At 69.2% G+C, this 13,642-nt stretch carries 13 protein-coding genes; 7 read left to right on the top strand and 6 right to left on the bottom strand.

Going from position 1 to position 13,642, the window contains the following annotated elements:
* Positions 1–7: 7 nt before the first annotated feature.
* Positions 8–820 carry an MlaE family ABC transporter permease gene (locus MVA01S_RS13615; protein WP_003929069.1) on the bottom strand — a complete coding sequence of 271 codons (813 nt, stop codon included), beginning with the start codon at positions 818–820 and terminating at the stop codon, positions 8–10.
* A 203-nt stretch (positions 821–1,023) separates the two neighbouring features.
* Between MVA01S_RS13615 and MVA01S_RS13610 the strand changes: the two genes are divergently transcribed.
* A complete protein-coding gene (locus MVA01S_RS13610) occupies positions 1,024–1,851 on the top strand; it encodes an SDR family NAD(P)-dependent oxidoreductase (RefSeq protein WP_237024353.1) in 828 nt (275 codons plus the stop codon).
* 40 nt (positions 1,852–1,891) lie between these two features.
* A complete protein-coding gene (locus MVA01S_RS13605; RefSeq protein ID WP_003929071.1) occupies positions 1,892–2,335 on the top strand; it encodes a hypothetical protein in 444 nt (147 codons plus the stop codon).
* On the opposite strand, the gene MVA01S_RS13600 is transcribed toward MVA01S_RS13605, so the two are convergent.
* Positions 2,336–3,892 carry a subtype B tannase gene (locus MVA01S_RS13600; RefSeq protein WP_040540388.1) on the bottom strand — a complete coding sequence of 519 codons (1,557 nt, stop codon included), beginning with the start codon at positions 3,890–3,892 and terminating at the stop codon, positions 2,336–2,338. It lies immediately after the preceding gene.
* Between the two features lie 159 nt (positions 3,893–4,051).
* Between MVA01S_RS13600 and MVA01S_RS13595 the strand changes: the two genes are divergently transcribed.
* Positions 4,052–5,044 carry an isopenicillin N synthase family dioxygenase gene (locus MVA01S_RS13595; RefSeq protein ID WP_003929073.1) on the top strand — a complete coding sequence of 331 codons (993 nt, stop codon included), beginning with the start codon at positions 4,052–4,054 and terminating at the stop codon, positions 5,042–5,044.
* 42 nt (positions 5,045–5,086) lie between these two features.
* Here the strand turns inward: MVA01S_RS13595 and MVA01S_RS13590 are convergent, their stop codons facing one another.
* The 3 genes from MVA01S_RS13590 to MVA01S_RS13580 all read right to left on the bottom strand — a co-directional run bounded on the left by MVA01S_RS13590 (position 5,087) and on the right by MVA01S_RS13580 (position 7,259).
* Entirely contained in the window at positions 5,087–5,638 is a 552-nt protein-coding gene (locus MVA01S_RS13590; RefSeq protein ID WP_003929074.1) for a nuclear transport factor 2 family protein, read from the bottom strand.
* A 39-nt stretch (positions 5,639–5,677) separates the two neighbouring features.
* Complete coding sequence (locus tag MVA01S_RS13585) at positions 5,678–6,526, bottom strand: TIGR03619 family F420-dependent LLM class oxidoreductase (RefSeq protein ID WP_003929075.1); 849 nt, start codon at positions 6,524–6,526, stop codon at positions 5,678–5,680.
* Between the two features lie 121 nt (positions 6,527–6,647).
* The gene (locus MVA01S_RS13580; protein WP_003929076.1) at positions 6,648–7,259 is read right to left on the bottom strand and encodes a TetR/AcrR family transcriptional regulator; all 612 of its coding nucleotides are present in this window, start codon (positions 7,257–7,259) and stop codon (positions 6,648–6,650) included.
* Between the two features lie 126 nt (positions 7,260–7,385).
* Between MVA01S_RS13580 and MVA01S_RS13575 the strand changes: the two genes are divergently transcribed.
* Together MVA01S_RS13575 and MVA01S_RS13570 are read left to right on the top strand one after the other, a co-directional pair.
* Complete coding sequence (locus tag MVA01S_RS13575) at positions 7,386–8,513, top strand: DmpA family aminopeptidase (protein WP_003929077.1); 1,128 nt, start codon at positions 7,386–7,388, stop codon at positions 8,511–8,513.
* 68 nt (positions 8,514–8,581) lie between these two features.
* Positions 8,582–9,934, top strand: coding sequence for an APC family permease (locus MVA01S_RS13570; RefSeq protein WP_221928357.1), 1,353 nt, complete (start codon positions 8,582–8,584; stop codon positions 9,932–9,934).
* On the opposite strand, the gene MVA01S_RS13565 is transcribed toward MVA01S_RS13570, so the two are convergent.
* Positions 9,935–11,551, bottom strand: coding sequence for a PucR family transcriptional regulator (locus MVA01S_RS13565; protein ID WP_003929079.1), 1,617 nt, complete (start codon positions 11,549–11,551; stop codon positions 9,935–9,937).
* A gap of 81 nt (positions 11,552–11,632) precedes the next feature.
* Here MVA01S_RS13565 and MVA01S_RS13560 point away from each other — a divergent pair, with 81 nt between their 5' ends.
* Together MVA01S_RS13560 and MVA01S_RS13555 are read left to right on the top strand one after the other, a co-directional pair.
* Positions 11,633–13,126 carry a CoA-acylating methylmalonate-semialdehyde dehydrogenase gene (locus tag MVA01S_RS13560; RefSeq protein WP_003929080.1) on the top strand — a complete coding sequence of 498 codons (1,494 nt, stop codon included), beginning with the start codon at positions 11,633–11,635 and terminating at the stop codon, positions 13,124–13,126.
* Between the two features lie 137 nt (positions 13,127–13,263).
* Positions 13,264–13,642 (top strand): aminotransferase class III-fold pyridoxal phosphate-dependent enzyme (locus tag MVA01S_RS13555; protein ID WP_159426323.1); only part of this gene is annotated, 379 nt, incomplete at its 3' end.

The raw sequence follows: 13,642 nt of genomic DNA, 5'->3' as shown, positions 1-13,642 counted from the left end.
TCCGCTCCTAACCCGACGTCATCTGGATGCCGATCGCCGTGACGACGACGTTGACGACGAACAGCGCCATGAACGCGTACACCACGGTCTCGTTGACCGCGTTGCCCACCGCCTTGGCGCCGCCGCTGGTGATGCTCAGCCCGCGGTAGCACGCGACCAGCCCGGCGATCAGACCGAACAGCGCCGCCTTGACGCAGGAGATGATCACCTCGGGCACCCCGGTGAGCAGCGTGATGCCTGCGGCGAACGCACCCGGGTTGACCCCCTGCACGAAGATCGAGAACACGTAGCCGCCGACGATGCCGATGATCACGACCAGGCTGTTGAGCAGCAGGGCCACCAGACCGGAGGCGAGCATGCGCGGGGTGACCAACCGCTGCACCGGGTTGATGCCCAGCACCTCCATCGCGTCGATCTCCTCGCGGATCGTGCGCGAGCCCAGGTCGGCGCACATCGCGGTCGCGCCCGCGCCGGCGACGATCAGCACCGTGACCATCGGGCCGACCTGGGTCACCGCGCCGAACGCGGCGCCGGCCCCGGACAGATCGGCCGCGCCGAGCTCACTGAGCAGGATGTTCAGCGTGAAGCTGACCAGGACGGTGAACGGGATGGCAACGAGCAGGGTGGGCGCCAGGGACACTCGTGCCACGAACCAGGACTGCAGCAGGAACTCGCTGCCCTGAAACGGTCTCCGGAACAAGAACTTCACGGCGTCGGCGGACATCGACAGCAGGCCGCCGATGCCCTGCATCGGGCCGGACATGCCTGCGCTCAACGCCGGCAGTCCGATGGACCAGCGGTCCGCGGCCTTGTTCACCATGTGCCGCCGAACCCTTCTTCGATACCGACTGAAAAGTGCGCCGCCACCGCGGCGAGACACACGTTGACAGCTGGGCGTGGCATGGGACACACCGCGTCCCATCCACCGGGAAGCACCCGGCGGTGCGCCGCGATCGCACGTGAACGTGGGCAGCCGGTGTCACACTCGACAGCGACCGCCTTCGAACCGACAGGAGTTGTGCTGTGTCCACTACCCCCGCGGGGTCGTCTCCTCTACTGCGTTACACCGATCGGCGGGTGCTCGTCACCGGCGGCGGCTCGGGCATCGGACAGGCGTGCGTGCTGCGCATTCTCGGCGAGGGCGGCCGGGTGGTGGCCGCCGACATCAGCACCGACGGCCTGGCTGACACCGTGGACAAGGCCGGCGAGCTCGGCGACGCACTCTCCACTGTGCTGATGGACGTCGGTGACGAAGGGTCGGTGTCCAACGGGGTGGCCGAAGCGACCACGACGTTGGGCGGGTTGGACACGCTGGTCAATGCCGCGGGCATCCTGCGGTCGGCACACCTGGCCGATACCACGCTGGCCGATTTCGAGCAGGTGCTGCGCATCAACCTGATCGGGACATTCCTGGTCACCCGCGGGGCGATCGCGGCGCTGCATGACGGCAGCGGCCCCGCCGTGGTCAACTTCAGCTCCACCTCGGCGCAGTTCGCCCACCCCTACATGGCCGCTTACGCCGCCTCCAAGGGCGGGGTGCTGGCGATGACCCACGCGTGGGCGCTGGAATTCGCCAAGGCGGGCATCCGGTTCAATTGCGTTCAACCGGGCTCCATTTCGTCCGGGATGACCGACGGCACCGGCGCCTCACGGCAGAGCGTCGGACCGGGCCTGCCCGAGGACGCCGACTACGCGCTGTTCGGTAAGGTCGCGCCGATGCTGCCGCTGGACGGCGGCGCGATCTTCGCCGCGCCGGACGCCGTCGCCGGCGTGGTGGCGATGCTCGGCAGTCATGACGCGTACTTCATCACCGGCACCGAGGTCCGCATCGACGGCGGCTCCCACATGTGATCGGCGCCGTGCCCGAACATCCGAAGGACACACCATGAATATGCAGAGAGTCGGCTGGACGACCGCGCTGGCGGTGCTCACGCTCGCCTCGGCCGCCCCGGCGCAGGCAGCGCCGTTCTTCGCGAACTATTCGCTGAACATCCAGGGACGGTACGACTTTCACACCTGGACGTGGGCAGTGACCTACTGCATCCCCGATGCCGCGGACTGCGCCCACATCAAGGCGATACCGATGCCGACCGCCAAGGCGTTCGAGTACAGCGGCGACGCACATCTCGTCGACGGTAGATACACCCTCTCCGTCGACGTACCCGACGGACTGCGTTGCGGGAACGTCTATTACGGTCCGGTGATCCCGACCCGCGACGTGTACGAATGGGATGTCGCCACGTTGCAGGGCACGTTGACGTCGTCGTTCGGAGCTGGATGCGACGGCGCACCGGGCGGGACGTTCACCTACCCGTTCGCGCTGGTGCGACTCTGATCACCGGGAGATCCGGTCGATCCACGTGATGAACTCCGCAGCGTCGGGGTTCGCGCCGTGCCCTTCATCCCAGTACATGCGGTGGCTGACCGAGGCGCCGGCGGCGGCCGCTGCGGCGGCCAGGTTCGCGGACACGCTCAGCGAGGTGTCGGTGTCGCTGGTGCCGACGCGGATCCACCAGTGCGGCGCCACGGCGGCCTCAGCTCGGGACAGGTGGTACATCGGGTTCATCAGATCGCACAGTTCGGGGATGCCTGCGGCCAGCGGCACCGCGCCGTCGGTGTTGCGGGCCGCGCTGTAGCCGGTGAAGTGGCGCGCGGCGACGGTGCCCGCGCCGAACAGGTTGTTCTCGGCGGTGGACAGGTCGAAGGCGTCGAAGGCGGGCGCGGTCTTGCGTCGGGTGCCGACGTGTCCGACGAAGCCGGCCCAGTCGAATGTCGCCTCACCGGCGGTCCAGGTGATGAACGGGTTCTGCGCGAGGTACCCGGCGCGGTCGTGCTCGGTGAGGTTCGTCAGATAGGTGGTGGCGGCGGGCTGCAGCGAGTGCTCGAGTAGGTAGTCCGGGTAGTTGGCGGCATTCAAGACGCCGAAGTCGTTCAGGCCGTGGATCTCCGCGGCCTTCAGGTACTCCGCGAACTGCGCGCCGAGCGCTGCGGACACCTCCCGGTCGACCTGTCCGCCGGTGGACAGCCGATTGGCGCCCCAGTTCCACTCGTAGGCGCCGTCGGCGTGTTCGAGGTCGGTGATGGGACACCACGCACCGCTGGCGTAGATCGCGTCACCGGCATCGGCTGCACCCAGGTCGTCGAGGTAACCGGCGTAGAGCGGGCTGTCGCCGGACGCGCCGAGCAGCGCCGAGAGCGCACCGCCTGCGCTGGTGCCGGTGGACACGATGCGGTCGGTGTCACCCGGCATCGTGGCGGCGTTCGACCGGAGGTACCGGACGGCGGCTTTGAGGTCGACGACCGCAGCCGGGGCGGTGCCGTAGCAGACACCGTCGGCGGTGACCAGAGTCCTTCCGCGACAGCCTGGTTCGACTGCGACGTAGCCGGCCGCGACCGCCAGCGCAGCGAGGTTCACCAAGTCGCCGCGGGCGTCGACCATGGCGTTGCCGCCGGGTGTCACCTCGCCGCCGGGCAACCCCGGGGGTGGCGGCCCCCTCCTGCCCGCCTCACCGACGCCGGTGACGTCCTTGACCGAGGCCGGCAGGTAGCCGCCCACCGAGTTGGCGAAGACGATCGGTGCGCCGGTGGCATCGACGACTCGCCCGTCGATGGCCGTCGGCACGCTGATCACCAGGCTCTGGTAGTCCGCGTCGACCGGATTCGCGACGTAGGTGATCGGGCCGAAGAAGTGATAGGTGACCTGCTTGTCGCCTGCGGCGGTCGCGACGGTGGCCGTCTTCTGGGTGAACACCGCCGGGTCGAAGGCGAGCTTGCCGGCGGTGGGGTCCGGTTCACGGGGCGCGGAGCCCGCACACGACGCCATCGCGAGCGCGCCGGCCGTGTACCCCATGCCAGCCAGCAGTGCTCTGCGGGTCATCTGGGCGTCAGCCATGGCTGCCTTCTTCATTAGACCGCTACCCGGGCTTCCTCCACGGTACGGGCCGGGTCCGTGCGGGGTCGCGGTTCCCGATCCGCCGCCCTGCTTCAGACCTGTGAAGATGTCGTTGACACGGGTTGGCCGTGACCGCCGGATGGGGCAGTGTCGACAGACATGCTGCCCGTGCTCGATCTGACCGTCGCCGACTCCTCCCCGGACGCGTTCCGCGTCGCGCTTCGGGAAGCAGCGCACACCTTCGGCTTCTTCTATCTCACCGGGCACGGGGTGCCGGAGCGTCAAGTCACCGAGATCCTGGGGTTGGCCCGGCAGTTCTTCGGGCTGCCGCTCGAGGAGAAGAACCGCATCAGCCAGCTCAAGAGCCCTCAGTTCCGCGGCTACTCCCGGCTGGGCGGCGAGCTGACCAACGGCCGGGTCGACTGGCGGGAGCAGATCGACATCGGCCCCGAGCGGCCGACCATTGCCGGCGCACAGGGTTATTGGAGGCTGCAGGGGCCCAATCTGTGGCCGCAGCGGCCGGCCGGCTTCCGGTCGGCGTTCGAACGGTGGGACAGTGCCCTGTCGGCCGTCGGCCTGCGCCTGCTCAGGCACTGGGCGGTGTCCCTGGGCGCCGCCGAAGATCTGTTCGACGACGCCTTCGCCGACCGGCCCGCGACGTTGATCAAAGTGGTGCGCTATCCCGGCACCGAGGAGACCCCGCAGGGCGTCGGGGCGCACAAGGACTCCGGGGTCCTGACCCTGCTGCTCGTCGAACCCGGGTCCGCGGGGTTGCAGGTAGAACTCGGACCCGACGAGTGGCTGGACGTACCGCCACTGCCCGGCGCGTTCATCGTCAACATCGGCGAACTGCTGGAGGTCGCCACGGGCGGCTACCTGCGAGCCACTCAGCATCGGGTGCTGTCCCCGCCGCCGGGTGCCGACCGCGTCTCGATTCCCTACTTCCTCAATCCCGCGCTCGACGCGCTCGTCCCGATCATCACCCTGCCGGCGGAGTTGGCGGCGCTGTCGCGTGGCGTGGAGGCCGACCCCGACAATCCGATCTTCAACACCTACGGCGAGAACGCATGGAAGTCGCGCACCCGCGCGCATCCCGACGTGGCCGAGCTCCACCACGGAATCAGCTCCGCGCGTGCTGATCCCGCAAGCTGACGTTCTGCACCGTGCTGCCCCGGGTCCGCGACTCGCACGGGGCTAATCCGTGCGCCCGGCGACCCCCGCCGTGAGGAGGTCGTGGGCTTCGGGGTTGCCGTCGAGCAGTCGGCTCGTCCGGACCGCGATCTGCCATCGGCCCTCGACGCGGCGCAACCGGAAATGGTTGGCCGCCGCGCGCCAGAGGACGTATCCCGGTGCAGGCAGGCCGGATTCGGTCGCACTGGTCTCGCGTTCCGGATACCCGTCTGCCGCCCGCAGCACGACCAGCGACTCGCACACCGCCACCGCGTCGTCGCCGCGCACCGTGACCGCGGCCGGGCCGAGGAAGTGGCAGCAGCCGTTCTGCACCAACCGGCGGTGGCCGGGCGAGCGCACCATCGCCTCGACGTCCTCGCGACCCGTCATCCGCCAGCCTTCGACGTCGTAGACGCCGTCGGCAGACCACAGCGCCGCAGCGCCCGCCGCGTCGGCGGCGTCCACGGCGGGACCGTAGGTCGCTATCAGCCGCGCGATCTCGCGCTCGTCCTCGACGGCCCGCAGGCGCTCCTCCAGTTGCTGCAACCGCACTTCGAGGGCCTCGTGGTCAGCCATCGTCGCGTCCTTTCGTCAGATCCCTTGGCGGGCAACGCTTCACAACTCGTCGACGAGAGCGCGCAGCGACGCGAGCTGGTCGCAGTAGTGGTCGACCGAGGACGCGGCCACCGTGCACGTCACGCCCGTGGCGCCGACATCGCGCAGGGCTCTGAGCCGCTTCAGGCATTCGGCGCGTGCCCCCGGATCGAGCGGACCGACAGGCAGGACCACATCGAACTCGTCCGGAATATCGTGCGCAGAAAGCATTTCAGCGATCTCGGCCGATCTCAGGCCGAAGGGCATCCACCCGTCGGCGAGTTCCACGGCGCGGCGCAGGGAGCGCCTGCTGCGTCCGCCCACCCAGATCGGCACCCGGGGTTGCGCAGCGTGCGGCTCCACCAGCATGGCCTCGTAGCGGTAGAACTCACCACCGTACGACGGTTCGGGCACCGACAGCGACGCGCGCAATGCGCGGATGGCGTCGTCGGCCCTGGCGCCGCGGTCCTGCCAGGACGCGCCGAGTATGTCGAATTCCGCGCGCAGCGAGCCGACACCGACACCGAGCACCAGCCGGCCCCCGCTGACCCGGTCCAGGGTGCCGTACCGCTTGGCGATCTCCAGCGGATGGTGATAGCCCAGGACCAGCACCGAGGTGGCGAGCCGGATCCTCGTCGTCCTGGCCGCGAGGAACCCCAACGTGGCCAGCGGATCCCAGTACACCGCGCCGCGGACCGCCGCGTCGCCGGCAGGCACTGCCACGTGCTCGGAGCAGGTCAGGAAGTCGAACCCGAGGTGGTCGGCGGTTTCGGCGATACGCGCCACGTCCTCGATGCCGGCGCCCCGCTCCCAGGGACTGGCCGCGGCCGGGGTCTGCACCACGACAGGCGTCGACAGTCCGATGAGCACTGTTCCGTTATAGCTGTGGCGCACCGCCGCGGAGGCGGCGGGTGTCGCTCCACGGCACGCAGGTGGGCGACGGCCGGGTCACCTCTCTGCCCCACCGGGGCCGGACGGACGGCCCGCGGTGTCAGACTGTCTCGGGAAGCGTTGTGCCGGTGGCTAACTCGGCGTACTGGCGCATAAGTCGCAGTGCGGTCGGCCGGTGGATCTGTGGGTCTCGCGCCACGATGCGGTACCCGAAGTAGTCCTCCATCCCCATCAGCGTCATCGCGATGTCGGCAGCCGGATGCGTCAACGTGAACGCCCCCGATGCCGAGCCTGCGGTCAGCAGATCGGCGTAGAGCCCCACCTGGCGGTGGTAGATGCCCTGCACGTCGGCTCGCCGGTCCAGCTCGAAACCGGCGGCCAGCACGGCCCGCCAGATCGCGCGCCACTCCGCGTCCTCGGGACCGGTGGGCAGACCGGCAGCGATGGTCACCGCCAGTTGCCCGGGCGGGTCCGCGGCCTCGGCTGCCAGTCGCCTCCGGTCGTCGTAGAACCGGACGTCGGAGCGCAGCGCCAACTCCGACAGCAACTGCGACACGTCCTTGAAGTAGTAGCGCACCGCGTTGGTCGTCAGCCCCAGTTCGGCGGCGACGTCGGCGAGCTTGAGGGTGGCCACGTCGTGGCGTTCGATGAGCGCGATGGCGGCATCCATGATGTCGCCGCGCCGTTCTTCCCGCCGGTTCGGCCGCGCCATGACGTGGTCGCCTCCTCCGCTGCCGGGTCTCCGTCGAACTTATTCTGCCGTTCCGCTTGCGCCCGGCACCACACCGGCGCATAGTTCTTTTCCACTTAGTAAAAGAACTAGAAGGAACGAGTGCCAGTGCGTGCCAGAGACCGTGCCAGAGACCTGGGCCTGGTGATCGGGGAGCACCCCACCGGACCGGCCAACGCCATCACCGACGTCGCCGGCGTGCGGGTCGGGCACACGACCCTGGATGCCGACGGCCCCCCGGCCGTGCACACAGGCGTGACCGTGGTCGTCCCGCACGACGACATCTGGACCGAACCGGTGTTCGCCGGCTCCCACCGGCTCAACGGCAGCGGTGAGCTCACCGGTCTGGAATGGATCCGCGAGTCCGGCGAGCTCACCACCGCGATCGGGCTGACCAACACCCACAGCGTCGGCGTGGTGCGCGACGAGCTGGTCGCGGCCCAGGTGCGCGCCCGCGGCGAGGGCCTCTACTGGTCGCTGCCGGTGGTGGGTGAGACCTACGACGGCCTGCTCAACGACATCAACGGCTTTCACGTCCGGCCCGAGCATGTGCGCTCCGCGCTCGAGACGGCCTCGGCCGCCCCGCCCGCGGAGGGCAACGTCGGGGGCGGCACCGGCATGATCTGCCACGGCTTCAAAGGCGGAATCGGCACCTCGTCGCGGGTCACCGACACCGCCGCCGGCCGGTACACGGTGGGCGTGCTGGTCCAGGCCAATCACGGCCGGCGCGAACGGCTCCGGATCAACGGCGTCCCCGTCGGGGAACTCATCGGCCCGTCGGACGTGCCACTGCCGGATCTGCCGCCACGGTATGAACCCGGATCAGGGTCGATCATCGTCATCGTCGCCACCGACGCACCGCTGCTCCCCCATCAGTGCACCCGGCTGGCACAGCGTGCGGCGCTGGCGGTGAGTCGCCTCGGTGGCACCGGCGAGCAGTACAGCGGTGATCTGATGCTGGCGTTCTCCACCGGCAATCGCGGCATCCCGCCGTACGCGTGGGACGAGGACGTCAACGCCTCCCGGCCCGAAGTGGCGGTGCGGATGGTCGCGCCCCAGCTGATGACCCGGCTGTTCGATCTGACGATCGAGGCCACCGAGGAGGCCATCGTCAACGCGATGGTCGCCGCCACCACGATGACCGGCCGCAACGGCTTCACCGCCCACGCGCTGGACCACGACCTGCTGCGCAACGCGCTCCGTATCAACTCCCCTTCAGCTCAGGAGATCTCGTGACCACTGCACCCACCCGCACGGAAGGACGGCGCCTCACCGGGCATCTCGGCCCGGTCGGCATCGTGTTCATGGTCGTGGCGGCTGCCGCGCCCCTGACCGTGATCGGCGGCAACATGCCGCTGGCGATGGGCCTGGGCAACGGCGCGGGCGCCCCGATGGGGTTCCTGATCGCCGCGCTGGTCCTGCTGGTGTTCAGCGTGGGATTCGTGACGATGACCCCGCATGTGCCGGAGGCGGGTGCGTTCTTCTCCTACGTGACCGTGGGTCTGGGCGAACGCATGGGCAAGGGCATCGCCGTGGTGGCGCTGATCGCCTACACGGCCATCCAGATCGGGATCTACGGCTACATCGGCTGGGCCATCAACGACACGGTGATCCACTACGGCGGTCCGGTGATCCCTTGGCCCGTCTACTCGTTCGCCGTGCTGGCGGTGGTCGCCGTGCTGGGTTACCGGCACATCGACCTCAGCGCCAAGGTGCTCGGCGTGGCGCTGGCGCTGGAGATCGGCATCGTGGTCGTGCTGGACGTGGTGATGGTCGCCAACCCCGGCCCCGCCGGAGTGAGCCTGGCCTCGTTCGATCCGGCCGTGTTCACCAGCGGCACCATCGGCATCGCGATCCTGTTCGCGCTGACCGGATTCATCGGGTTCGAGTCCACCGCGGTGTTCCGCGACGAGGCGCGCGATCCGCAGCGCACGATCCCCCGCGCCACCTATGCCGCGGTGATCCTGATCGGCGCCTTCTACGCGACCACGGTGTGGGCGTTCGTCGTTGCCATCGGACCCGACCAGGTCGGCGCCGTGGCGCAGCGAACCCTCGACGGCGAGGGCAACATGCTGCTGGACACCACCGGCGACATGTTGGGCACCGTCGGCCGCGACATCGTCAACGTGCTGCTGCTGACCAGCCTGTTCGCCTGTGTGCTGTCGTTCCACAACGTGATCGCCCGCTACCAGTTCGTGCTGGCCGGCAAGGGACTGTTGCCCGCCCGGCTGGCGAAGGTGCACGAGCGCCACGAGTCGCCGTCGTTCTCGTCGGTGGTGCAGACCCTCACCGCGACGGTCATCATCGCGGTGTTGGCACTGCTGGGCATCGACCCGCTCGTCGGGGTGTTCGGTTCGATGGCCGGCGTCGCGACGGTCGGCATGGTGACGCTGATGCTCACCACCTCGATCGCCGTGTTGGTGTTCTTCGTGCGGGAACGGGAGCGGGTGGGCGGGCGCCTGTGGACGACGCGGGTCGCGCCGGCGATCGCGGTGGCCGGGCTGCTGGCCAGCCTGTGGCTGGTGCTGTCGAACTTCACGCTGGTCACCGGTGGCAGCGCGACGTTGAGCACCGTGCTGGCGGCGATCCCGTTCGTCGGCCTGGTGATCGGTTTTCTGGCCTGGCGGCCGTCGCGGTCGTTGTCCCCGACGAACTGATCAGGTGACGTCGTTGGGGCCGGCGGGCTCGATGCGCCGGCGCGCGTCGAGCACCATCAGCGCCACCGACAACGAGGTCATCGATTCGGCATCGTCGAGCTCGACCCCCAGCGTCCGTTCGATGGCGGCCAGCCGCTTGTAAAGCGCGGGCCTGCTGATGTGCAGGCGCTGGGCCAGCGCTGCCTTGTTGCCGGCCAGGCCGAGGTACTCGCGGAGGACCTCGACGTCCGCGGCCGCACCGCGGTCGAGCAGCGGTTTGAGTTCTGTTTCGGCGAACCGCTGGACACGAGGATCGTCTCGCAGCAGCGTCATCAAGCCGCGCAGCCGGACATCGGACGCCCGGAAGTACGGCCGCGCGCTGTCCTTCATCGCCAGCGCGACCTCGGCGACGTGCCCAGCCTCGGCCAGACCACGGATGGCATCGGTGATATCGGGTTCGGCGTCACCCACCGCGCACACCGATCGGGTCACGCCGTCGACCCGGTGCAGATCGGCACGCAGCCGCTCCCCGAGGTCGGCGAGCGCCCTGTCCGGGCCGCCGCGCCCGTTGCTCAACGCCAACAACACCGCGATCTCGCCGTCGCGGCGACTGGCGAACACCCCGGTGTGGCCGGCCGCGTTCACCGAATGGGCCACGACATCGAGGAGAGTGACGTTGCGTCGTTGGGCGACAAGTGGATCCGTTGCCACACTGTGGCGCTCCACGCTCACCACGAGCGGGAGATAGCGGGCGGTCTTACGCAGACCGAGCGCATGCGCGCGTGCGGCGGCCTCGCGTTCGTCGGCCACCCGGCCCCCCAACACGTCGTCGATCAGTCCGCTCTGCGCCTGCTGATGCAGGCCCGTGTTGTTCCGCTCCACCATGCGGTTGAGCGCCAGCGCAGCCGACGCACGCTCGAGGACCATGGTCGCCCGTGGCCGATCGGGCGCGGCGACGGGCACGATGAGCCGGCCCCACTCCTCGCCACGCGGCCCGACCGCGGTGAGCACCCACTGCTCGGAACCTCCGCCGACGGTCGGGCTCCGGCGCGATCGGCTTTCCCAGTCATCCAGCAGGGCAGCGGTTTTGGCGCCGCTGGCCGACACGGCGATGGCCTGGTGGGCGAGATCCTCCAGGACCACCGGCAGGTCGAGGATCCGCGCCGCCGCGTCGACGATGCCCGCCACCGAAGCCCGTTTCATGCTCAGCTCGGTGAACACCTCGTGGACCCGCCGGTCGAACGCGACCTCGTCGTACTGTTCGGCGACGATGCGTCGGTGCACGACCTCGGTGACGTCGACGAACCTGATCTGCCGGTGCAGGACGACGAGCGCAAGGTCGAGCTTCTCGGCCAGCGCCGTCAAGGATGCGGGGAGCGCCGGCATGGCACCCAGTTCGACGACGACCCCGAGGGCGCCGGCGTCGGCCAATCCCTGCAGGTAGCGTGTCGGCGTGCGGCCCAGTCCGGCGCCGGTGGTCAGCACCAGCTCACCGCCCTGCAGAAGCGAGGACAGGTCGGCCACGCCGCCGACGTGCAGCCAGCGGACCGGTTCGGACCATCGGCACCGACTGAGGATCTCGGGGGATCCCCGCTGCACCACGGGCAGCTCGACGACTTCGCCCACCGTGACCGCCATTTACACAGTGTATGCGGTCCGCAGATTATCGATACGTAGTGCAAAGGTGCAGCCGGCCGCGGCGGCCGCACACTGGACACCATGACGACGACCATTGGGCATTGGGTTGACAACAAGGCGTTCGCCGGCGAGTCCTCGGAGACCGCACCGGTGACGAATCCGGCCACCGGCGCGGTGACCGGTCAGGTCGCGCTGGCCAGCGTCGCGGACGCCCGGCACGTGATCGATGCCGCCGCCGCGGCGTTCCCGGCCTGGCGCGACACCTCCCTGGCCAAACGCACCCAGGTGCTGTTCGCCTTCCGGGAGCTGCTCAACGAACGCAAGGGCGAGCTGGCCGAGATCATCACCGCCGAACACGGCAAGGTCGTCTCCGACGCCCTCGGCGAGGTCGGCCGCGGCCAGGAAGTCGTCGAGTTCGCCTGCGGCATCCCCCACCTGCTCAAGGGCGGCTACACCGAGAACGCCTCGACCAACGTCGACGTGCACTCCATCCGCCAGCCCCTGGGCCCGGTGGCGATCATCTCCCCGTTCAACTTCCCCGCCATGGTCCCGATGTGGTTCTTCCCCGTCGCCATCGCCGCCGGTAACACCGTCGTGTTGAAGCCCTCGGAAAAGGATCCGTCCGCCTCGCTGTGGCTGGCCGCCCTCTGGAAAGAAGCCGGCCTGCCCGACGGAGTGTTCAACGTCCTGCAAGGCGACAAGACCGCCGTCGACGAACTGCTCACCAACCCCAAGATCAAATCCGTGTCCTTCGTCGGGTCCACCCCGATCGCCCAGTACGTCTACGCCACCGGCACCGCGGCCGGCAAACGCGTCCAAGCCCTGGGCGGAGCCAAGAACCACGCCGTGATCCTGCCCGACGCCGACCTGGACCTGGCCGCCGACGCCATGGTCAACGCCGGGTTCGGCTCGGCCGGGGAACGCTGCATGGCCATCAGCGCCTGTGTCGCCGTCGGCCCCATCGCCGACGACCTGGTCGCCAAGATCACCGAACGCACCACCGGCCTCAAAATCGGTGACGGCACCAAGAACACCGACATGGGCCCCCTGGTCACCAAGGCCCACCGCGACAAGGTCGCCTCCTACATCGACGCCGGCGAAGCCGCCGGAGCCAAGGTCGTCGTCGACGGCCGGCAGGTTCAGGCCGACGGGGGTGCTGACGGGTTCTGGCTGGGCCCCACCCTGCTCGACAACGTCACCCCCGACATGAGCGTCTACACCGACGAGATCTTCGGCCCCGTCCTGTCGGTCGTGCGCGTCGAGTCCTACGACCAGGCCCTGGAGTTGATCAACTCCAACCCCTACGGCAACGGCACCGCGATCTTCACCAACGACGGCGGCGCCGCCCGCCGCTTCCAGAACGAGGTCGAGGTCGGCATGGTCGGCATCAACGTCCCCATCCCCGTGCCCATGGCCTACTACAGCTTCGGCGGCTGGAAAGCCTCCCTGTTCGGCGACTCCCACGCCCACGGCATGGACGGCGTGCAATTCTTCACCCGCCAGAAAGCCATCACCACCCGCTGGCTCGACCCCAGCCACGGCGGCATCAACCTCGGCTTCCCCGAAAACACCTAAGCCCCACCCCACCCCACCCCGTCCGACCCCGTCCGCGAGCGTGCGTGTCTGAAGCCGACACGCCGCCCGCGGACCCAACATCACGCACCCTCGCGCCGACGGCTTACCGCGCCTTCCCCCTCGCCAAAGGATCGATTGTGACCATCACCGAACAGCCCACCGACCGCGCCCCGCTGCCCACCGGTGAGGACATCGACGCAGCCATCGCCCGCGGGCAGCGCGCCTACGAACTGGACCGCAAGCACGTGTTCCATTCGTGGTCGGCACAGGCGCAGATCAACCCGATGACGGTGCTGGCCGCCCAGGGCTCCTACGTCTGGGACGGCGACGGCAACAAGCTGCTCGACTTCTCGTCGCAGCTGGTGAACACCAACATCGGCCATCAGCACCCGAAAGTCGTTGCGGCCATTGCCGAGCAGGCGGCGACGCTGTGCACGATCGCGCCGCAGCACGTCAACGACGCACGGTCGGAGGCCGCCCGGCTGGTCGCCGAGCGCACCCCGGGTGATCTGAACC

The sequence above is a fragment of the Mycolicibacterium vaccae NBRC 14118 = CIP 105934 genome (assembly GCF_001552715.1).
In the GTDB taxonomy this organism is placed as follows: Bacteria; Actinomycetota; Actinomycetes; order Mycobacteriales; family Mycobacteriaceae; genus Mycobacterium; species Mycobacterium vaccae.
This window is presented reverse-complemented; position numbering and strand designations above follow the sequence as displayed.